Origin of the sequence: Paenarthrobacter sp. NPDC057355 (genome assembly GCF_042667405.1) — a bacterium.
Classification (GTDB): Bacteria; Actinomycetota; Actinomycetes; order Actinomycetales; family Micrococcaceae; genus Arthrobacter.
This window is the reverse complement of sequence record NZ_JBHVAL010000001.1, coordinates 468,744-489,340: the sequence shown is the minus strand read 5'-3', so window position 1 is coordinate 489,340 and position 20,597 is coordinate 468,744. Positions and strand designations below refer to the sequence as shown.

General features: G+C 62.5%; 18 protein-coding genes. 5 read left to right on the top strand and 13 right to left on the bottom strand.

Features of this window, described 5'->3' with window-relative positions:
- Nucleotides 1-9 precede the first annotated feature (9 nt).
- The 5 genes from tal to pgl are packed head-to-tail and all read left to right on the top strand — an operon-like array spanning nucleotide 10 to nucleotide 6,084.
- The gene (gene tal / locus ACFUOZ_RS02235; protein ID WP_377544297.1) at nucleotides 10-1,128 is read left to right on the top strand and encodes a transaldolase; all 1,119 of its coding nucleotides are present in this window, start codon (nucleotides 10-12) and stop codon (nucleotides 1,126-1,128) included.
- Nucleotides 1,129-1,134: 6 nt separating this feature from the next.
- Nucleotides 1,135-2,766 carry a glucose-6-phosphate isomerase gene (locus ACFUOZ_RS02230; protein WP_377544294.1) on the top strand — a complete coding sequence of 544 codons (1,632 nt, stop codon included), beginning with the start codon at nucleotides 1,135-1,137 and terminating at the stop codon, nucleotides 2,764-2,766.
- A 15-nt stretch (nucleotides 2,767-2,781) separates the two neighbouring features.
- On the top strand, nucleotides 2,782-4,338 hold the full coding sequence (gene zwf, locus ACFUOZ_RS02225) for a glucose-6-phosphate dehydrogenase (RefSeq protein ID WP_377544291.1): 1,557 nt from the start codon (nucleotides 2,782-2,784) through the stop codon (nucleotides 4,336-4,338).
- On the top strand, nucleotides 4,335-5,276 hold the full coding sequence (locus tag ACFUOZ_RS02220) for a glucose-6-phosphate dehydrogenase assembly protein OpcA (protein WP_377544288.1): 942 nt from the start codon (nucleotides 4,335-4,337) through the stop codon (nucleotides 5,274-5,276). The genes zwf and ACFUOZ_RS02220 overlap by 4 nt, the downstream gene beginning before the upstream one ends.
- The gene (gene pgl / locus ACFUOZ_RS02215) at nucleotides 5,266-6,084 is read left to right on the top strand and encodes a 6-phosphogluconolactonase (protein WP_377544285.1); all 819 of its coding nucleotides are present in this window, start codon (nucleotides 5,266-5,268) and stop codon (nucleotides 6,082-6,084) included. The genes ACFUOZ_RS02220 and pgl overlap by 11 nt, the downstream gene beginning before the upstream one ends.
- Here pgl and ACFUOZ_RS02210 read toward each other — a convergent pair.
- From ACFUOZ_RS02210 to uvrA, 13 genes are all read right to left on the bottom strand, one after another.
- A complete protein-coding gene (locus tag ACFUOZ_RS02210) occupies nucleotides 6,037-6,432 on the bottom strand; it encodes an RNA polymerase-binding protein RbpA (protein WP_377544960.1) in 396 nt (131 codons plus the stop codon). The genes pgl and ACFUOZ_RS02210 overlap by 48 nt on opposite strands.
- 168 nt (nucleotides 6,433-6,600) lie before the next feature.
- Complete coding sequence (gene secG, locus ACFUOZ_RS02205) at nucleotides 6,601-6,858, bottom strand: preprotein translocase subunit SecG (RefSeq protein ID WP_377544282.1); 258 nt, start codon at nucleotides 6,856-6,858, stop codon at nucleotides 6,601-6,603.
- Between the two features lie 36 nt (nucleotides 6,859-6,894).
- Nucleotides 6,895-7,710 carry a triose-phosphate isomerase gene (gene tpiA / locus ACFUOZ_RS02200; RefSeq protein ID WP_377544279.1) on the bottom strand — a complete coding sequence of 272 codons (816 nt, stop codon included), beginning with the start codon at nucleotides 7,708-7,710 and terminating at the stop codon, nucleotides 6,895-6,897.
- A 77-nt stretch (nucleotides 7,711-7,787) separates the two neighbouring features.
- A complete protein-coding gene (locus ACFUOZ_RS02195; protein WP_377544276.1) occupies nucleotides 7,788-9,014 on the bottom strand; it encodes a phosphoglycerate kinase in 1,227 nt (408 codons plus the stop codon).
- Between the two features lie 9 nt (nucleotides 9,015-9,023).
- On the bottom strand, nucleotides 9,024-10,034 hold the full coding sequence (gene gap, locus ACFUOZ_RS02190; RefSeq protein WP_377544273.1) for a type I glyceraldehyde-3-phosphate dehydrogenase: 1,011 nt from the start codon (nucleotides 10,032-10,034) through the stop codon (nucleotides 9,024-9,026).
- Nucleotides 10,035-10,305: 271 nt separating this feature from the next.
- Nucleotides 10,306-10,929 (bottom strand): superoxide dismutase, encoded by a 624-nt coding sequence (locus ACFUOZ_RS02185; protein WP_377544270.1) that lies wholly within the window; start codon nucleotides 10,927-10,929, stop codon nucleotides 10,306-10,308.
- Between the two features lie 174 nt (nucleotides 10,930-11,103).
- On the bottom strand, nucleotides 11,104-12,084 hold the full coding sequence (whiA, locus tag ACFUOZ_RS02180; RefSeq protein ID WP_018777554.1) for a DNA-binding protein WhiA: 981 nt from the start codon (nucleotides 12,082-12,084) through the stop codon (nucleotides 11,104-11,106).
- A gap of 9 nt (nucleotides 12,085-12,093) precedes the next feature.
- Entirely contained in the window at nucleotides 12,094-13,110 is a 1,017-nt protein-coding gene (gene yvcK / locus ACFUOZ_RS02175) for a uridine diphosphate-N-acetylglucosamine-binding protein YvcK (RefSeq protein ID WP_377544267.1), read from the bottom strand.
- Nucleotides 13,110-14,033, bottom strand: a complete 924-nt coding sequence (gene rapZ, locus ACFUOZ_RS02170) for an RNase adapter RapZ (RefSeq protein WP_377544264.1) — start codon at nucleotides 14,031-14,033, stop codon at nucleotides 13,110-13,112. The genes yvcK and rapZ overlap by 1 nt, the downstream gene beginning before the upstream one ends.
- Nucleotides 14,034-14,149: 116 nt before the next feature.
- Nucleotides 14,150-16,165, bottom strand: a complete 2,016-nt coding sequence (uvrC, locus tag ACFUOZ_RS02165) for an excinuclease ABC subunit UvrC (RefSeq protein ID WP_377544262.1) — start codon at nucleotides 16,163-16,165, stop codon at nucleotides 14,150-14,152.
- Nucleotides 16,166-16,217: 52 nt separating this feature from the next.
- The gene (locus tag ACFUOZ_RS02160) at nucleotides 16,218-16,886 is read right to left on the bottom strand and encodes a lysophospholipid acyltransferase family protein (protein WP_377544259.1); all 669 of its coding nucleotides are present in this window, start codon (nucleotides 16,884-16,886) and stop codon (nucleotides 16,218-16,220) included.
- Nucleotides 16,873-17,589 carry an HAD hydrolase-like protein gene (locus ACFUOZ_RS02155; protein WP_377544256.1) on the bottom strand — a complete coding sequence of 239 codons (717 nt, stop codon included), beginning with the start codon at nucleotides 17,587-17,589 and terminating at the stop codon, nucleotides 16,873-16,875. Before ACFUOZ_RS02155 ends, ACFUOZ_RS02160 begins: the two co-directional genes overlap by 14 nt.
- Before the next feature lie 62 nt (nucleotides 17,590-17,651).
- Nucleotides 17,652-20,579 (bottom strand): excinuclease ABC subunit UvrA, encoded by a 2,928-nt coding sequence (gene uvrA / locus ACFUOZ_RS02150; RefSeq protein WP_377544254.1) that lies wholly within the window; start codon nucleotides 20,577-20,579, stop codon nucleotides 17,652-17,654.
- Between the last annotated feature and the right edge of the window lie 18 nt (nucleotides 20,580-20,597).

Sequence of the window (20,597 nt, the reverse complement as noted above, 5' to 3'; positions counted from 1 at the left end):
AGAAACCACATGTCTACAACTCCCACGCAGCTACTCTCCGACGCCGGCGTTTCAATCTGGCTCGACGACCTCTCCCGCACCCGCCTGGAAACGGGCACCCTGCAGAAGCTCATCGACGAGAAGAACGTCGTTGGCGTCACCACCAACCCGTCGATCTTCCACGCCGCCATCACGGCCGGCACGGACTACGACGCAACCATCGCAGCCAAGGCCGAAGCCGGTGCGAGCGTCGAAGAGACGATCTTCGAAATCACCACCACGGATGTTGCCGACGCCTGCGATCTCTTCGCGCCGGTCGCTGCAGCCACCAATGGTGTTGACGGCCGCGTTTCCATCGAGGTGGACCCCCGCCTTGCCTGGGACACCGAGGGCACCATTGCCGAGGCCAAGAACCTTTACGCGAAGGTCAACAAGGACAACGTCCACATCAAGATCCCCGCTACCCTCGAGGGCCTCGAAGCCATTACGGCCACCCTGGCCGAAGGCATCAGCGTCAACGTCACGCTGATCTTCTCCCTGGAGCGCTACCGCGCGGTCATCAACGCCTTCCAGTCCGGGCTGGAGAAGGCCAAGGAGAACGGCCACGATCTCTCCAAGATCCACTCCGTGGCTTCGTTCTTTGTATCCCGCGTGGACACCGAGATCGACAAGCGCCTGGACGCCATTGGAACCGAGGAAGCCAAGGCCCTCAAGGGTAAGGCCGGCGTCGCCAACGCCCGCCTGGCCTACCAGGTCTACGAAGAGCTCTTCTCCACCGAGCGCTGGGCAGTGCTTGCTGAAGCAGGCGCACTCCCCCAGCGTCCGCTGTGGGCCTCCACCGGCGTAAAGGACCCGGCTTACCCGGACACCCTCTACGTCACGGAGCTCGTTGCTGCCGGTGTCGTCAACACCATGCCTGAGAAGACGCTCGACGCTACCTTCGACCACGGCGTGGTGACCGGTGACACCATCACCGGCACGTACGACGAAGCAAACGAGACCCTCAACGCGCTCGAGGCACTCGGCGTCTCCTACAACGACGTCGTCAAGCTCCTTGAGACCGAAGGCCTCGAGAAGTTCGTTGCTTCCTGGAAGGAACTCCTCGCCGACGTCGAAGGCGCACTGGCCACCGCACGGAAGGCTTCCTAACCCACCATGAGCACACTCAGTTACGACGCCAGCGGTGCCGCGCAGCAGGCCATCGCCAAGCACATTGACGGCCTGGTCGAAGACAGGATCGCCACCCGCATCTTCGCAAAAGACCACACATTGTGGGGTCCCGATGCGGAGTCCGAGTCGGCAATCCGCCTCGGCTGGGTAGAGGCCGCAACGGTTTCCCAACCGCTGGTTGGGGACATCCTGGAACTCCGTGATGCCCTCCGCTCCGAAGGCGTCTCACGTATTGTCCTCTGCGGCATGGGTGGGTCCTCCTTGGCCCCCGAGGTCATTGCCGGGACTGCTGGCGTCGAGCTGACTGTGCTGGACAGCACGGACCCCGAGCAAGTCAGCGCCGCTTTGGCGGATCGCTTGGCTGAAACGGCCATCGTCGTTTCCTCCAAGTCCGGTTCCACTGTGGAGACTGACTCGCAGCGACGCGTTTTCGAGAAGGCGTTCAATGACGCAGGCATCGATGCCAAGAGCCGCATCATCATCGTCACCGACCCCGGTTCGCCGCTGGACAAGGCCTCCCGTGAAGCCGGTTACCGTGCCGTTTTCAACGCGGATCCAAACGTTGGCGGCCGCTTCTCGGCCCTGACGGCCTTCGGTCTGGTCCCCAGCGGGCTGGCCGGAGTGGACATTCAGGCCTTCCTCGATGAGGCAGAAGAAGCAGCAGAAATCCTGAACGACGACTCAACGGACAACATCGGCCTGGCCTTGGGCATCGCCCTTGGCGGTACGAGCCCCCTCCGGAACAAAATCGTCATCGCCGAGGACGGTTCCGGAATCGTTGGTTTCGCGGACTGGGCTGAGCAGCTCATCGCGGAGTCGACGGGCAAGCTCGGCACCGGCGTCCTTCCGGTTGTCGCGGGTCCGGATTCGCCCGAAGCCCTTGGCGGGGCTGAGGATGTCCTCGTCGTCCGGCTTGTTGGCGCGGATTCCGATGTCGAACTGCGTGAAAATGAGGTCGCCGTTGCCGGCGGCCTGCCATCGCAGATGTTCCTCTGGGAGTTTGCCACAGCAGTTGCGGGCCGTCTCCTGGGCATCAACCCCTTTGACCAGCCCGACGTGGAAGCTGCCAAGGTTGCGGCGCGTGGCCTGCTGGATGCCCGTCCGGAACCCACCCCTGCAGCGTTCACCGACGGCGTCGTTGAAGTTCGTGGCGGTGACTGGCTCGGTTCCGCTGCCTCGGTGACAGAAGCTGTGGAGGCACTCCTGGGCCAGCTTGGCAGCGACGGCTACCTCAGTGTCCAGGCATACCTTGACCGCATCTCCCATGCGCCTCTTGAAGGAATCCGCGAGGAACTCGCAGCAGTGAGCGGGCGTCCGGTCACCTTCGGCTGGGGTCCTCGGTTCCTGCACTCCACCGGGCAGTTCCACAAGGGTGGTCCGGCCATTGGCGTGTTCCTGCAGATCACTGCGGCGTCGTCCACCGACCTTGAGATTCCCGAGCGTCCGTTCACCTTCGGGCAGCTCATCGCTGCCCAGGCATCCGGTGACGCACAGGTCCTCGAAGGCCACGGCCGCCCGGTACTGCGCCTTCACCTCACCGAGCGCGCCGCAGGCGTAGCTCAGCTTCAGGAAGTCGTCGCTGCGTTGGCCGGCCAGGCCAGCACACTTGAAAGCTAAGGCACTTAGACAAACATGCCAGAAACTGAAAACGGCAGGAAAACCGGGACCCTTCGGAATCCTTTGAGGGATCCGCGGGACCGGCGCCTGAACCGCATTGCCGGGCCGTCATCGTTGGTGTTCTTCGGAGTTACCGGCGATCTTGCCCGTAAGAAACTTATGCCTGCGGTCTATGACCTGGCTAATCGTGGTTTGTTGCCGCCGAGTTTTGCCTTGGTGGGTTTCGGGCGCCGCGAGTGGGACGACGCGGATTTCGCGGCGGAGGTCAAGGAGAACGTCAAGGCGCACGCGCGAACGAAGTTTGATGAGGCGGTTTGGGAGCAGCTCGCTTCCGGCATCCGCTTTGTCCAGGGCGAGTTCGACGACGACGACGCTTTCGAGCGTCTCGGGGATGTGCTGGATGAGCTCGATCAGACCCGGGGTACCCGCGGCAACCATGGTTTCTACCTGTCCATTCCGCCCAAGGCGTTCGAACAAGTGTGCCGGCAGCTGTCCAAGCACGGTTTGGCGCAGGCCCAGCCTGGCCAGTGGCGGCGTGTGGTGATCGAGAAGCCTTTCGGGCACGACCTCGAATCCGCCCGCCAGCTCAATGACATCGTGGAGTCCGTGTTCCCGCCTGACGCGGTGTTCAGAATTGACCACTACCTGGGCAAGGAGACGGTGCAGAACATCCTGGCGCTGCGTTTCGCAAACCAGTTGTTCGAGCCTCTGTGGAACGCCAATTATGTGGACCACGTGCAGATCACCATGGCCGAGGACATCGGCACCGGCGGGCGTGCAGGCTATTACGACGGCGTGGGTGCTGCCCGCGACGTCATCCAGAACCACTTGCTGCAGTTGCTTGCGTTGACGGCGATGGAAGAACCGATCTCCTTCAACGCAGATGATCTGCGTGCGGAGAAGGAAAAGGTATTGGCCGCGGTCAAGTTGCCCGATGATCTGTCCACCCATTCGGCGCGTGGGCAGTTTACCGGCGGTTGGCAGGGTGGCGAGGAAGTCCTGGGCTATTTGGACGAGGACGGCATCCCCGCCGATTCCAAGACCGAAACTTACGCTGCGATCCGGGTGGACATCAACACCCGCCGCTGGAATGGGGTTCCGTTCTACCTGCGTGCCGGCAAGCGTCTGGGTCGGCGCGTGACCGAGATTGCCGTGGTGTTCAAGCGAGCACCCAACTTGCTCTTCCGGGACCATGGTGAAGACGATTTCGGCCAGAACGCCGTGGTGATCCGGGTTCAGCCGGATGAGGGTGCCACGATCCGCTTCGGCTCCAAGGTCCCTGGTACGCAGATGGAAGTCCGTGATGTGACCATGGACTTCGGTTACGGGCACTCCTTCACGGAGTCCAGCCCCGAAGCGTACGAGCGGCTCATTCTTGACGTGCTCCTGGGCGAGCCGCCGCTGTTCCCCCGGCATCAGGAAGTGGAACTGTCCTGGAAGATCCTGGACCCGTTCGAGGACTACTGGGCCGGACTTGATGAGCAACCGCAACCGTATGCACCCGGCAGCTGGGGACCGGCTTCGGCCGATGCCCTGCTGGCCCGTGACGGACGAACCTGGAGAAGGCCATGATCGTAGATCTTCCCAACACCACAACATCCAAGATCTCCAAGAAGATCATGTCGCTGCGTGAGCAGGGCGGCGTGATCGCTTTGGGCCGGGTCCTGACCCTTGTGGTGGTGACCAAGTCCGGGCAGGAAGAAGAAGCCATTGAAGCGGCCAACGAGGCCAGCCGGGAGCATCCCTGCCGGATCATTGTGCTCGCGGACGCCGGCGTTGAGGGTCCTGACCGCCTTGACGCCCAGATCCGGGTTGGTGGCGACGCCGGTGCTTCCGAGGTCATCGTGCTTCGGGGCCACGGACATATGGCCCACGAAAGCGAATCACTGGTGGCGGCACTGTTACTTCCGGACGCGCCGATCGTGGCCTGGTGGCCGCACGGGGCCCCGGAGAGCGCTTGTGAGACCTCGATCGGGCGTATCGCCCACCGACGGATCACGGACTCTGCCAACGAGCCCGATCCCCGCCTGGCGCTGGAGAACATCCGGGCCACCTACAAGGCCGGCGACACGGACCTGGCGTGGACGCGCCTGACCAACTGGCGCATGCAGCTCGCAGCCGTCTTCGACCAGATGGACGGCGACCCCGTATCCGCCATCGCAGTCGAAGGCGCTTCCGACTCCCCCAGCACGCTGCTGCTGGCCGCATGGTTGAGCATGGCGTTGCAGGCACCGGTCACGATCGTCGCCGACCCCGCAGGCACAGGTATCCGCAGGGTGCGGCTTACCCGGGCCAGCGGCGATGTCCAACTCTTCCGGCCAGGCCTGTCCGTGGCGGAACTCACCCAGCCCGGCCAACCGGCACAACGCATCACGCTCCCCCGCCGAAGCCTCAAAGACTGCCTCGCGGAGGAACTCCGTCGCCTCGACCCCGACGAAGTCTTCGGAGAAGTGATTACTATGGGACTGCCACTTACCAGCCAGAGGAGAGTCCAAGCCAGTGCACGCTGACCCAAGAGTAAGCATCCACCCCGACTCAAAGGTGTTGATGGCCGCCATTGCGGCCCGACTCATCACCAAACTGGTGGATGTCCAGGACAAGCACGGCGAGGCCACTGTGGTCCTTACAGGCGGAACGGTGGGCATCGGCACACTGAAAGCCGTTGCCGACTCTGCCGCAGCTCCAGCGGTGGACTGGTCGAGGGTCAACTTCTGGTGGGGTGATGAACGATTCGTGGCTGCTGACAGCGAGGACAGGAACACCCGCCAAGCCCACCAGGCGCTGCTGTCCCACCTGCAGGTAGACCCCGCCCGGGTCCACGAGCCCGGCTCAGCGGATCAGTTCGCCACGGCGGCTGAGGCCGCTGCGGCCTACGAGGAAGAGCTCTGGGCGGCCGCGGAGGCCGAACATGCCGCGGACATGTCGGACGACAGGCCTGAATCCCCCGGAAAACTGCCGCGGTTCGACGTGCTGCTGCTCGGCGTGGGACCAGATGCGCACATCGCCTCCCTCTTCCCGGAGCAGGCCGGAATCCGTGAGAAGAGCCGGACAGTGGTTGGAGTCGAAAACTCACCGAAGCCGCCGCCGTCGCGCATTTCCTTGACGCTGCCGGCCATCAACACCGCCCAGGAAATCTGGATGGTCGTGGCAGGCGAAGACAAGGCCGGTGCCGTCGGCCTGGCCCTGGCCGGAGCCAATCCGGTTCAGGTTCCGGCGGCTGGCCCCGTTGGTCGTTCCAGGACTCTGTGGCTCATCGACGAGAATGCGGCCTCACGTGTCCCCCAACAATTGGTCCGAAAGGATCCCGCGGGCGCGTAACCGCTCCAGCGCTCCGGCCAGGACAGCTTCGGCATCCTGGCTGGAGCGTCTTTCTTTAACGTAATCCAGATGGGATTTGAAGAGCTCCTCGTCAGCCCGAGGAGCGGCAGGGCGGCCGGGATCCCGCGATGCAGGCATCCCGCACTTGGGGCAATCCCAGATCTGCGGAATCTGTTCGTCGGGAAGTTTAAGAAAAACAAGCCGCGTTTCGTGCCCCTTTGAACACCAATAGGGAACGCGAATACGCGGCAGCTGATCGCCCTGGCCGTGGTCACTGTGATTTCTGGCCTCGGATCCTTGGGCTACCCCTACGCGGGTGCCCCGGTAACCTGGCGTGCCATGAACCATTTTCGATCCCCTAACGACTCGGTGGTCGGCCGTCACGGCCCTGGAGGCTTTGCAGCCAACAGGGTCAGTCTAATGCTGGGGGCCCGACGGCGGCACTGGTAGTTGGGTGCCGATGCGGAGATAAAAATGGGGAGGCTCCCGTTAGGGAACCTCCCCACCCAGTGGCGACTAGGAGTCGCCACCGGAGCTGAAGCGCATAATGAGCCCCAACCCGATAATGACAACGCCCCACGTAACACCAAGAATGATGGTGAAGCGGTTCAAGTTGCGCTCGGCCACGCCGGAGGAACTCAATCCCGAGCTCATTCCGCCACCGAACATGTCGGACAAACCGCCGCCACGTCCCTTGTGCAGGAGAATGAGCAGCGTCAGCAGAAGGCTGGTGATGGCCAGCAGAATCTGCAGGATGACTTGAAGAACGTCCACGACGGCCTTTCGAAGAAGCGGAAAACGGGAGCCGGACTAGTCCGTGACGAGGTGGCTCTCGAACCTGACAATGTTAGCAAATTCAGCGGGGTCCAGGCTGGCGCCACCCACAAGGAGGCCATCGACGTCGGTTTCAGCCATGATGGCGGCAGCATTTGCGGCCTTGACCGACCCGCCGTAGAGCAGGCGCGTCTTGGCAGCAACGGCGTCGTTGAAGAGAACCGCGAGTTCGGCGCGGATTGCGGCACACATTTCCTGTGCGTCCTCCGGGCCGGCCACTTCACCGGTACCAATGGCCCACACCGGCTCGTAGGCCACCACGAGCTCAGCGGCCTGTTCGTCAGTGAGTCCTTCAACACCAGCGCGCAGCTGGGCAAGCGTGTGCTCCACGTGGGTGCCCGCCTGGCGGATTTCGAGGCCTTCTCCAACGCAGAGGACTGGGGTGAGTCCATGACGGAAAGCGGCCTTCACCTTGGCGTTCAGGACCTCGTCTGATTCGTTGTGGATGGTGCGACGCTCGCTGTGCCCTACCAGGACGTAGGAGCAGCCGAGCTTGTTGAGGAACTGGCCGGAGATGTCCCCGGTGTAGGCTCCGGAATCGAACTGGGACAGATCCTGTCCGCCATAGACGATGTCGAGTTCGTCACCCTGGACCAGCGTCTGCACACCGCGGAGGTCGGTGAACGGCGGGAACACGGCAACCTCTACACGGTTGTAGTCGTGGTTCGCGTCGGACAAGGTCCAGGCGAGCTTCTGCAGCAAGGTGATGCCTTGCACGTGGTCCATGTTCATCTTCCAGTTACCGGCGATGAACGGCCTGCGGACAAAGTTGCCGTTGGCGGAGGTAGTCACATGTACTCCAAGGGAATGCGTTGGGATGTGGAACGGCCGGCAGGACGCAGTGGCGTCCTGCCGGCCGGGTTGCTGCTTTAGCGGTCAAGAACGCTCAGGCCGGGAAGTTCCTTGCCTTCGAGGTACTCCAGGCTGGCACCGCCGCCGGTGGAGATATGACCGAACTGCGAGTCGTCGAACCCGAGGGTCCGTACGGCGGCAGCGGAATCGCCACCGCCCACCACAGTGAAGGCCACAGTGTCCGTAAGGGCCTGCGCGATGGCACGCGTGCCACTGGCGAACGCTTCGAACTCGAAGACGCCCATGGGCCCGTTCCAGAAGACAGTCTTGGCGCCTTCAATCTGTGCGGCGAAGGCCGACGCTGATTCGGGTCCGATGTCCAGACCGATGCCCGATGCGCCGAAGGCGCTGTCCTCGATGGCATCTGCCTTCACTACCTCATGTTCTGCGTCCGCGGCGAAGCGGCTGGCAACAACGACGTCAGTTGGAATGACGAAGGATGTGCCTGCGTCTGCGGCACGCTTGAGGTAATCCTGGACCACGGGGATCTGGTCTTCTTCGAGGAGGCTGCCGGCCACCTTGTGCCCTGCAGCTGCAAGGAACGTGAACAGCATGCCGCCACCGACAAGAATGGTGTCCGCCTTGCCCAGGAGGTTGTCGATGACAGCCAATTTGTCCGAAACCTTGGAACCGCCGAGAACGACCACGTAGGGACGCTGGGTGTCCGTGGTGAGTTTCCGCAGGACCTCCACCTCCGTGTGTACCAGGTCACCGAGGTAGGAGGGCAGCCGCTTGGCGACGTCGTAGACGCTGGCGTGCTTGCGGTGGACCGCACCGAAGGCATCGTCCACGTACGCTCCGTTGCCTCCCGTGAGGGCAACCAGCTCGTCAGCGAAGGCGCCGCGCTCGGCGTCGTCCTTGCTGGTCTCGCGGGCGTCGAAGCGGACGTTCTCCAGAATGAGGACTTCACCGTCCTGGAGAGCCGCCGCGTGGGCCTTGGCAGAGTCACCGACAGTGTCGCCGGCCAGGGTGACCTTGAAGTCCGCCAGCTCGGCCAGGCGGGCTGCTGCGGGCTTCAGGGAGTACTTGTCCTCGGGTGCGCCCTTGGGTCGTCCGAGGTGGGCTGTTACGAGCACACGGGCACCGGCGTCCGAGAGCTTCTTGATGACCGGGAGGGAGGCCTTGATGCGGCCGTCGTCGGTCACTGTAGAGCCGTCGAGCGGCACATTCAGGTCACTTCTGACCAGAATGTACCGCCCGCGGACACCTTCAGCGATGAGTTCGTTGAGGGTGTGAGATGTCATGTGTCTACCCTAGCCCAGCTTGGATGCAACGAGCTCCGTGAGGTCTACGAGGCGGTTGGAGTAACCCCACTCGTTGTCATACCAGGAAACAACCTTGACCTGGTTGCCGATGACCTTGGTCAGGCCCGAGTCAAAGATGGAGGACGCGGGGTCGCCGACGATGTCGGAGGAGACGATCGGGGCGTCGGTGTAGGTGAGGATGCCGGCCCACTGCTCGGACTCGGCTGCGGCCTTGACGGCTGCGTTGACTTCCTCAACGGTGACCTCGCGGGAAACGGTAACGGTCAGGTCCGTGGCGGAGCCGGTTGGGACGGGGACGCGGATGGCGTAACCGTCGAGCTTGCCCTTGAGCTCCGGAAGGACCAGGCCAATGGCCTTGGCTGCACCGGTGGAGGTGGGAACCATGTTGATGGCTGCGGCGCGGGCGCGGCGGAGGTCGCCGTGCGGGCCGTCCTGCAGGTTCTGGTCAGCCGTGTAGGCGTGGACCGTGGTCATGAGGCCACGCTCGATGCCGAAGGCGTCGTTGACTACCTTGGCCAGCGGGCCGAGGCAGTTGGTGGTGCAGGAGGCGTTGGAGATGATGTTGTGCGCTGCGGGATCGTAGAGATCCTGGTTGACGCCCATGACGATGGTGATGTCTTCGTCGCTGGCAGGAGCGGAGATGAGGACCTTCTTGGCGCCTGCGTCGATGTGCTTCTGGGCGGCTGCGGCCTTGGTGAAGAAACCGGTGGATTCGATCACGATGTCAACGCCGAGGTCGCCCCAGGGGAGGTTGGCGGGATCGCGCTCTGCCAGAACCTTGATGGACTTGCCGTCGACTACCAGGTTTCCATCGACAACTTCCACGGTCTGGGTGAGGCGTCCACCGACAGAGTCGTACTTCAGGAGGTGGGCCAGGGTCTCAGGGCTGGTGAGGTCGTTGACTGCAACGATCTCAAGGTCTGCGGCCTGGGCCAGTGCTGCGCGGAAGTAGTTACGGCCGATGCGGCCGAAGCCGTTGATACCAATACGGGTGGTCACTATGTGTCAATCTCCTTGGTGCTCTTGCAAGCACGCCTAGTGAGTCGGATCAAAAATTTCCAACTAACAGACCCCGCACGTCGTTGGGCAGAGGTGATTATCAGATCGGAGGGCGACCAGCCACGTTGCTGAAGGCTAACCGCCTTCCGTGATCCATCTTACGTTTAACTAAGCCTGCCCCCGCAACTGCGGAGGCAGGCATTTCAGCATTTCGGCCCAATTCACGCTAAAAGTGACTTTTGTTACATCCGCGTGAACCGGAACTCACCAACTACAGGACGATGAGGCCCGTTGCGTTGGTGCGGGCTGCTTCAAAACGCTTGGCGACGTCGGCCCAGTTGGCGATGTTCCAGAACGCCTTGACGTAGTCAGCCTTGACGTTGACGTAGTCCAGGTAGAAGGCGTGCTCCCACATGTCCAGCATCAGCAGCGGGGTGGTGCCGACTGCTACGTTGCCCTGCTGATCGTAGAGCTGCTCGATGACCAGGTTTCCACCGATGGGCTCGTAGGCCAGGAAGGCCCAGCCGGAACCTTGGAGTCCGAGGGCTGCTGCGCTGAACTGTGCACGGAAAGCATCAAACGAACCAAAGGCGTCGTCGATGGCAGCAGCGAGTTCGCCCTCGGGCTTGTCGCCGCCATCCGGGGAAATGTTGTTCCAGAACACGGAGTGGTTGATGTGGCCGCCGGTGTGGAACGCGAGGTCCTTGGAGAGGCGGTTGATGTTGGCGAAGTCACCCTTGTCGCGGGCTTCGGCGAGCTGGGCAAGAGCGTTGTTGGCGCCTGCAACGTAAGCAGCGTGGTGCTTGCTGTGGTGCAGCTCCATGATCTTCGCCGAAATGTGCGGCTCGAGTGCTGCGTAGTCGTAGCCGAGCTCGGGCAGAACGTACTCTGTCACGAAATCCTCCAATGTAATGGACTAGCGTCCGGTTTGGTAACTCTCGTTATGTTCATCCGGCCGGCGGGCCAACCGGAAATCCTTGGGGAAGAAGCTGCTCTTGCCTCCCCCGGGAACAACCCGCGGGTGCCTCACAGTATTTCCTCCCTGCTGTCCCGATTCTATGGGTGCTTACTACTCGTCCATCATTTCGGGAGTCACATTTGCCTCAGTCCCGGGAATTCCGAGGTCCAGGGCGCGCTTGTCCGCCATGGCCAGGAGACGGCGGATGCGTCCGGCAATCGCGTCTTTGGTCATGGGCGGGTCCGCAAGACGGCCGAGTTCATCCAGGCTTGCCTGCTTGTGGGCTACCCGGAGTTCACCGGCGTATTTGAGGTGGTCCGGAACGTCGTCGCCCAGAATCTCAAGGGCACGGTCTACCCTGGCACCGGCGGCCACGGCGGCCTGGGCGGAACGGCGAAGGTTGGCGTCGTCAAAATTGGCAAGCCTGTTGGCTGTAGCCCTGACTTCCTTCCGCATGCGCCGTTCCTCCCAGACCATGAGGGCGTCATGGGCGCCCATCCTTGTCAGGAGGGCCGCGATGGTGTCCCCGTCCCGGATCACCACGCGGTCCACACCGCGGACCTCACGGGCCTTGGCCTGAATGCCAAGACGGCGGGCGGCACCCACCAACGCGAGTGCCGATTCCGGCCCCGGGCAAGTTACTTCGAGCGAGGACGAGCGCCCCGGTTCCGTGAGCGAACCATGGGCGAGGAAAGCGCCACGCCACACGGCTTCGGCGTCGGCTGCGGAGCCGTTGACTACCACTGACGGGAGTCCGCGGACCGGTCGGCCACGGCCATCCAACAGGCCGGTTTGGCGGGCCAGGGCTTCGCCGTCGCGCACAACGCGGACCACGTAGCGGCTTCCGCGGCGCAATCCGCCCCCTGAGACCACAATGATCTCGCTCTGGTGGCCGTAGACCTCGGCTATCGCGGCACGAAGGCGCCGTGCCGTGGAGGCGAGGTCGACTTCGGCCTCAATGACGATCCGGCCGGAGATGATGTGCAGTCCCCCCGCGAACCGCAGCATAGCGGAGACTTCCGCTTTGCGGACCGAAGATTTCTTGATGTCCAGCCGGGACAGTTCGTCCTTGACCGACGCAGTAAGTGCCATCGCGTGTTCCTAACTGTTCCCGAAAATATCGTGGTAAGCCGCTGCCAGCAGCAATGGGTCATGGACTGGGCGGCGCCTCGACGCCCCTACTCTACCCAACACCACTTCGGCACCGATCATCCCGGCAGCCTTTTCGAAGGCCTTCACGTCCTGGACCGCAGCGGGGTCGGCCAGCACCACATCCACATTGAATTCAGGAGCGTACCGCCGCAGGACGTCAAGGTGATCGGCAGCTGTCATGCCGGAAGTCTCTTTGGTTTCAACATCCAGGTTCATGGTCAGGCAGCGCTTGGCCGCCGTGTCACCGAGAGCCTGCCGTAGCTCAGGAAGCAGAAGATGGGGCAGCACTGAGGTGTACCACGAGCCCGGACCAAGGATGACCCAGTCGGCAAGTTCTATCGCTGTCAGGGCTTCCGTGCAGGCCGGAGCATCCTCGGGAAACAGCTTGACCTCTTCCAATTTGCCCGCAACCGCGCACTTGGCCTGCCCGCGCACGGTATGAAGCTCATACCCGCCATCGGGCAGCTCCCGGCGTGCTTTGCCTTCGATAGTCAGTGGGATGCTGGACATCGGCAGCACCTGGCCGCGGGCGCCCAAGAGTGCGCCCGCCCACTTCAAGCCCGCTACGGTGTCCCCCAGGAGCTCCCAGAGCGTAACGATCAGCAGGTTGCCCATGGCATGGTTGTCCAGGGACCCGCCCTTGGCCGATCCCGGTTTGAAGCGGTGCTGCATGACATCACGCCACGTGCGGCCCCAGTCGGTATCGTCACACAGCGCGCTGAGCGCCATGCGCAGGTCGCCGGGCGGGAGGACACCGTACTCCTCGCGCAGACGCCCGGAAGACCCGCCGTCGTCCGCTACTGTGACGATCGCGGTCAGCTCCGAGGTGAGCAGCCGCAGGGCCGAAAGTGAAGCCGCCAGGCCGTGACCGCCGCCCAATGCAACCACGGACGGGCTTTTCTTCTGTTGGCTGCCGGCGACGCCCTTTGGCGGTATGAGGGGCAGCGGGCCCGTCAGGACACCCACTACTCGCGTCCCAGGTCGCGATGGGCGGTGGTGACGGTCACGCGGGGATACTGGGCAAGTCGTTTGGAAAGCTCGACGGCGACAGCCACCGAACGGTGTTTGCCGCCGGTACAGCCAACGGCAAGGGTGGCGTAGTGCTTGTTCTCCTGGCGGTAGCCATCAAGGACAGGCTCCAAGGCCTTGACGTAACGGTCCACGAACTCCTGGACGCCGTTGGCACCCAGCACGTAGTCGCTGACGTCCTCGTCCAGTCCCGTATGCGGGCGCAGCTGCGGGACCCAATGCGGATTGGGAATGAAACGGGCGTCGGCCACGAAGTTGGCGTCCACGGGCAAGCCGTACTTGAAACCGAAGCTCATTACGTTCAGGCGCAGGGTCACCGGTCCCGTGTCACTGAACAGTTCGGTGATGGCTGTAGCCAGGCCGTGGACGTTGAACTCGGAGGTGTCCAGCACCACGTCAGCGTGCTCGCGCAGTTCCCGCAGGACCTCGCGCTCGATGCCGATACCGTCCAGGATGCGGCCACCACCCTGCAGCGGGTGCGGCCGGCGGCCCTGCTCGAAGCGGCGGACCAGGACGTCGTCTTTCGCATCGAGGAAGAGTACGCGGAAGGTGATGCCGCTGGCGCTAAGGGCACCCAGAGCCGTCTGGATGTCCGTGAACAGGTCCTTGCTGCGTACATCCACCACCACCGCGAGTTTGGGAATGGACTTAGGGGCATGGGAGACGATCTCAGCCAGGGCGCCCAGCATCTGCGGCGGCAGGTTATCCACCACGTACCAGCCGTGGTCCTCCAGGGCGTCCGAAGCCGTGCTTCTTCCCGCTCCCGACATGCCGGTGACGACCAATAGCTCCGCCTCCGGTGGCTTGACGGGCGTCAGGCCGTCCTGCTCGGTGCCGGACCCAGCCGTTGCCTCATCCATCAGTTGTCCCCGTTTCCTCGGAAGTGTCGTAGCTGCCTGTGCCGCCCGCCGGGCATGGCGGAAGACGCGTGGCCGGCGGCGCCGGAATTGCAGCAGCGGCCAAGTTCTTACCCTAGCTAAGATTCGATGATTTCGCCGGTGGTCATGTTCACTGCGGGAGCAGTTTCGCCGTCGTCGGCCGCGGAACCCAGATGCTGGACCACGGCAGCTGCCAAGGCGGGACCAATCCCCTTTGCGGACGTCAGCTCCTCCACTGAGGCAGCCTTGATCTTTTTGAGTGACCCAAAATGTGCCACCAGGGCTTTGCGTTTCGCCTCGCCGAGGCCAGGGACGCCGTCCAGGACCGATACCGTCATGGCCTTGCCACGCTTTTGGCGGTGGAAGGTGATGGCGAAACGGTGGGCTTCGTCGCGGATGCGCTGAAGCAGGTAAAGCCCTTGGGAGGTCCGGGGCAGGATCACGGGGAAGTCGCTGTCCGGAAGCCACACCTCTTCCAATCGTTTGGCCAACCCCACGACGTAGACGTCGTCGATCCCGAGGTCCGCGAGGGCGCGGGCGGCGGCGTTGACCTGCGGCTGGCCGCCGTCCACCACCACCAGGTTGGGCGGGTACGCGAACTTGGCCTTCGGTGCCGGCGAGGTGCCGTCCGACGGCGTCGATTCCGTGACGCCGCTGGACACCGACCGCGTCGGGTTAACGATCTCCCCGGAGACGACAGGGACCTGGGCGGCTTTGTCCGTCAGGTAATGCCTGAACCTCCGTGTCAGGACGTCGTGCATCGCGGCGGTATCGTCCGCTGCCGCAGCGCCGGTAATGGAGAACTTGCGGTAGTCGGCTTTTTTGGGGAGCCCGTCCTCGACCACCACCATGGAGGCAACCACATTCGTTCCCTGTACGTGGGAGATATCGAAACATTCGATGCGCAGCAAGGGCACCGGGATATCGAGGGCCTCCTGGAGTTCCTGGAGCGCCAGCGAACGGACGGTGATGTCTCCCGCGCGCCGGGTCTTGTGCAGCTTGAGAGCCTGCTCGGCATTCTCACGCACAGTGGACATCAGCGCAGCCTTGTCCCCTCGCTGTGGAACACGGATATCCACCTTGGCACCACGCAATCCCCCAAGCCACTCCATCAGTTCGGCATGGTTGCTGGGGTTCTCCGGCACCAGGACTTCACGGGGAATCCTGCCCTGCACCTCGCTGTCCTCGCCATAGACCTGTTGCAGCAGGTGTTCAATGAGTTCCGGGGTGGTGACGTCCTCGACCTTCTCCACCACCCAGCCACGCTGCCCCCGGACCCGGCCACCGCGGACGTGGAAGACCTGGACCGAGGCCTCCAATTCGTCATCGTGCAGGGCGAAGACGTCGGCATCGGTGTCCTCGGCAAGGACCACCGCGTTGCGCTCAAAAACCTTTCGCAAGGCGATGATGTCGTCCCTCAGGCCCGCAGCTTTCTCGTAGTCAAGCTCAGCCACGGCCGCTGCCATGTCCTTTTCCAAGCGGCTGATGAAGCGCTTGGCTTCTCCGCCCATGAAGGAACAGAAGTCTTCCGCCAGAACGCGGTGCTCGTCGGGAGTAACCCTTCCCACGCAGGGTGCCGAGCACTTGTCGATGTAGCCCAGCAGGCAAGGGCGGCCACTGGCCTGGGCCCGTTTGAACACTCCTGCACTGCAGCTCCGGACCGGGAAAACCCTGAGGAGCGTGTCCATGGTTTCCCTGATGGCTCCGGCGGTATAGGGGCCGAAATATCGTGTGCCTTTTCGGCGTTCCCCGCGCATGACCTGCACCCGCGGAAACTTCTCGCCCATGGTCACGGCCAGGTACGGATAGGTCTTGTCGTCGCGGAAGACCACGTTGAAGCGCGGCTTGAATTCCTTGATCCACGTGTACTCGAGCTGCAGCGATTCCAGCTCGCTCCCAACCACAGTCCACTCAACGCTGCTGGCTGCATGGACCATGGCATGGGTCTTCGGGAGCAGCCCGGCGGGGTTGGCGAAGTAGGAGTTCAGCCTGGAACGGAGATTCTTTGCCTTGCCCACATAGATGACCCGGCCATGGGGGTCACGGAAACGATAGACACCCGGGGTGGTGGGAATTTCACCCGTGCGGGGCCGGTAACTTGATGGATCTGCCACAGATCCAGTCTAGTGAACCGGACCGACTCCCAAGTGCGCAGGGAGCAGGCCCTTAGTCCACCGACTTGCTCTGGTTGTAGCTCGTGGAACGTTCCTGGCCGCTGAGCAAGGCAATGGCGTCCATGATCTTGTCCGTGACCTCCCTGCGCGCCGGCAGGGAATGGTCCGGGCCCGTTTTCTCGAAATACAAGGGTTCACCCACCTTCATGGTGAAGTGCTGGGGACGCACAGCGTTCTTGTCCGCCGGCTGCAGTTTCTCCGTGCCGATAAGGCCAACGGGAATCACAGGCGCTCCTGTGGTCAACGCCAGCCATCCGACACCCGTCCGGCCCCTGTAGAGTATTCCATCCCGGGACCTGGTGCCCTCCGGGTAGATTCCGATGCCTTTTCCGGATTCGAGGATATCCAGGAGGGTCTTGAGGGCCTGCACACTGGCGGCCTGCTCGCCGCGCTCCACGGGAATGGACCCTACAGCCTCAAAAAACGACTTCATCACCGCGCCTTTGACGCCCTTGGTGGTGAAGTACTCGGCTTTGGCAAAAAAGGCGACGGGCCGAGGCATGAGCGCCTGCACAATCACACTGTCCAAAAAGGAAAGATGGTTCGGAGCCACGATGAAGGGGCCGCTTTTGGGCACGTTTTCCAGCCCGATGACCGTTGGCCGGCAGGTGGATGAAATCAGTCCGCGGGTTGTCCACCGGATCGCATCAAAGACTGCCATCGTTTTGTACCTCGCTAAGGGCCGTCGCGCGGACAGCATCAAGTTCTTCAATTCGCGTACGGAGTTCCAAGGCAGTCTTTACTACCGCCACGGCGCCGGCTCGCTCGAGCTCTCCTTCGGGTGCAAAGCCCCAACTGACGCCGATGCAGTCCAAACCGTTGGCCATCGCGCCGGCAACATCCTGGTGGCGGTCCCCCACCATGACTGCCGGCTGGGATTGCAGATCGGCAAGCGCCGCGCCAACTATTTCGACCTTGCCTGGAGCTGTGTTCGCTCCCACGGACTCATCGTCGGCTGCGCCCCGGATCGAAACAAAGAAACCGGCAATCCGGTGATGCTCCAGAACCAGCCGCGCAATGGACTGCGGTTTCTGCGTCGCAACCGCCACGGGGCGTCCGGTTTCGGCAAAGTATTCAAGGAGTTCAAAGATGCCCGGGTAGAGCTTGCTTTGCCCAATGCCGGTTTCTTTGTAGTGGCGCCGGTAGCGGTCAATGGTCTCGTCCACCAGGTCAGCCGGGACGCCCGCCAGGTTGAGCAGGGAATCGCTGAGCTTGGGACCCACCATCGAATTCAAGACGGCTTGTTCCGGAACGGGAAGGTCCATTTCCCGGAGGGCGGTTGAAATGCCGCCGGTGATACCGCCTGCAGGATCGACAAGGGTGCCGTCCAGATCGAATATTACGGGCACCTTTGTTTGAGTCACGAGGGTTAGTTTCTCACGAGTAGCGGCATGCCTGAAACTCGCATGCCGCTACCGGAATACTTCTAACCCAGAATTTCCGCGAGGAATGTCGCGGTGTGGCTCTCGGTGGATTTCGCGACTTGCTCCGGCGTTCCGGTTGCAACTATTCGTCCGCCACCTGAACCACCGTTGGGACCGAGGTCAACGATCCAGTCCGCTGATTTGATGACATCCAGGTTGTGCTCGATGGTGATGACTGTGTTGCCCTTGTCCACCAGGCCCTGGAGGACCATCAGCAACTTCCGGATATCCTCAAAGTGCAAACCGGTGGTGGGCTCGTCCAGAACGTAGATGCTGCGTCCGTTGGAGCGCTTCTGGAGTTCAGCTGCGAGCTTGACGCGCTGGGCCTCACCACCGGAAAGAGTGGTGGCAGGCTGGCCGAGACGGACATAACCGAGTCCCACATCAACCAGGGTGTTCAAATGCCTGGCGATCGGTGTGAAGGCAGCAAAGAACTCCGCACCCTCTTCGATGGGCATGTTGAGTACGTCCGCGATGGTCTTGCCCTTGTAGTGGACCTCAAGCGTCTCGCGGTTGTAGCGGGCACCGTGGCAGACCTCGCACGGAACATAGACGTCCGGCAGGAAGTTCATTTCGATCTTCAGCGTGCCGTCGCCGGAACACGCTTCGCAGCGGCCACCCTTGACGTTAAACGAGAACCGTCCTGGCTGGTAACCCCGTACCTTCGCCTCTGTGGTCTCCGCGAAGAGCTTGCGGATGTTGTCGAAGACACCCGTGTAGGTCGCCGGGTTGGAGCGTGGCGTGCGGCCAATGGGGCTCTGGTCGACGTGCACCACCTTATCCAGGTGCTCGAGCCCCGCCACTGAACGGTGGCGTCCTGCGACCTGCTTGGCGCCGTTGAGCTTGTTGGCAAGGACTTTATAGAGAATCTCGTTGACGAGGGTGGATTTGCCCGAGCCGCTTACTCCGGTCACAGCCGTAAAGAGCCCCAAGGGGAAAGTAGCGTCAACGTTGTTGAGGTTGTTCTCGCGGGCGCCAACAACCTTCAGCTCGCGCTTCTTGTCGTACTTGCGGCGCTTTGCGGGAACATCGATCTTTCGACGGCCGGCGAGGTAGTCACCGGTAAGGGACTTCGTATTTTCGAGAAGTTCCTTGTAGGTACCGGAGTGCACCACCTGGCCGCCGTGCTCGCCGGCACCGGGTCCGATGTCGACCACCCAGTCGGCCTCATGAATGGTGTCTTCGTCGTGCTCGACCACAATGAGCGTATTGCCCAGATCCCGAAGCCGGGTCAGGGTCTCTATGAGCCGCCGGTTATCACGCTGGTGCAGCCCGATGGACGGTTCGTCCAGGACGTAGAGAACGCCCACAAGCCCTGACCCGATCTGGGTGGCTAGACGAATACGTTGCGCCTCCCCGCCGGAAAGCGTCCCGGAGGGTCGTTCAAGGTTCAGGTACTCCAAGCCGACATCCAGAAGGAACGTCAGTCGCGCCTGGATTTCCTTCAGCACCTGGTTGGCGATCTGGGCTTCCCTGTTGGTCAGGGTCAGGCTTCCCAGGAACTCGGCGCACTCCCTCATCGGAAGGGCGGCGACTTCGGCGATGGACTTGCCGTTGATCAGCACGGACAGCGACGCCGGGTTCAGGCGGGCACCGTTGCACTCCGGGCACGGAATCTGGCGCATGTATTCTTCATACCGGTCACGGGCCCAATCGGAGTCCGTTTCACCGTGCTTGCGGTGAACATACTGGATGGCGCCTTCGAAACCTGTGCTGTATTTGCGCTCACGACCAAAGCGGTTTCGGTACTGGACAACAACCTTGTGGTCCTTGCCGTGCAGCACCGTGTTACGGACGTCCTTGGGAAGCTTCTCCCATGGCGTCTTCATTGAGAAGCCAAGTTCCTGTGCGAGGCCTTCAAGGAGGCGGTTCCAGTACTCAGTGGTAGCTGTGCCCAGGGACCATGGTGCAATGGCGCCTTCGCCCAGTGACAACTCCGGGTTGGGAACAATCAGTTCGTCATCCACTTCAAGCTTTGTGCCGATGCCGCTGCAGGCAGAGCAGGCGCCGAAGGGGTTGTTGAAGGAAAACGAGCGCGGCTCGATCTCGTCAATGGCAAGGGGGTGTTCGTTGGGGCAGGCCAGATTCTCCGAGAAAGCCCGGATCCGTGCGGGGTCTTCGGCGTCGAGATCCACGAATTCCACCAGGACGCGGCCTTCTGCCAGTCCGAGGGCGGTCTCGACAGAGTCTGTGAGGCGTTGGCTGATCTCGTCCTTGACCACCAAACGGTCAACAACGACCTCGATGGTGTGCTTGAACTGCTTGCCCAACTTGGGCGGATCGCTCAGCTGGACCAACTCGCCGTCTACCCGGGCCCGCGAGTAGCCCTTTGCCGTCAACTCCTTGAAGAGATCAACAAATTCGCCCTTGCGGCCGCGCACTACCGGAGCAAGAACCTGGAAGCGGGTACCGGCCTCAAGTTCAAGCAACTGGTCAACGATCTGCTGGGGCGTCTGCCGCGTAATGGGCTCGCCACAAACCGGGCAGTGCGGGCGCCCTACACGGGCCCACAGCAACCGCATGTAGTCGTAGATTTCGGTGATGGTGCCGACGGTGGAGCGCGGGTTCTTGCTGGTGGACTTCTGGTCGATGGACACCGCGGGCGACAGGCCTTCGATGAAATCCACGTCGGGCTTGTCCACTTGGCCCAGGAACTGGCGGGCATACGCAGACAATGATTCGACGTACCTGCGCTGGCCCTCGGCAAAAATGGTGTCAAACGCCAAGGATGATTTGCCCGAGCCGGAAAGTCCGGTGAAGACGATCATGGCGTCACGCGGGAGGTCGAGATCCACGTTGCGCAGATTGTGTTCCCGGGCTCCCTTGACCACCAGGCGGGAAAGGTCCGGCTTGGCAGGCTTGTTATCAGAAACGACGGAAGCGCTGTTCAGGGAATCGATGGCTGCATCTTCAGCTAAGGCTTTGGGCACCCACCAATGCTAATCGAA

Bases quoted from the DNA above. Each gene is read 5' to 3' on its own strand.
- rapZ (WP_377544264.1), bottom strand. From the start codon at position 14,033: ATGGATGAGGCAACGGCTGGGTCCGGCACCGAGCAGGACGGCCTGACG.
- tal (WP_377544297.1), top strand. From the start codon at position 10: ATGTCTACAACTCCCACGCAGCTACTCTCCGACGCCGGCGTTTCAATC.
- ACFUOZ_RS02210 (WP_377544960.1), bottom strand. From the start codon at position 6,432: ATGGTTCATGGCACGCCAGGTTACCGGGGCACCCGCGTAGGGGTAGCC.
- ACFUOZ_RS02160 (WP_377544259.1), bottom strand. From the start codon at position 16,886: ATGGCAGTCTTTGATGCGATCCGGTGGACAACCCGCGGACTGATTTCA.
- ACFUOZ_RS02230 (WP_377544294.1), top strand. From the start codon at position 1,135: ATGAGCACACTCAGTTACGACGCCAGCGGTGCCGCGCAGCAGGCCATC.
- ACFUOZ_RS02195 (WP_377544276.1), bottom strand. From the start codon at position 9,014: ATGACATCTCACACCCTCAACGAACTCATCGCTGAAGGTGTCCGCGGG.
- zwf (WP_377544291.1), top strand. From the start codon at position 2,782: ATGCCAGAAACTGAAAACGGCAGGAAAACCGGGACCCTTCGGAATCCT.
- whiA (WP_018777554.1), bottom strand. From the start codon at position 12,084: ATGGCACTTACTGCGTCGGTCAAGGACGAACTGTCCCGGCTGGACATC.
- ACFUOZ_RS02220 (WP_377544288.1), top strand. From the start codon at position 4,335: ATGATCGTAGATCTTCCCAACACCACAACATCCAAGATCTCCAAGAAG.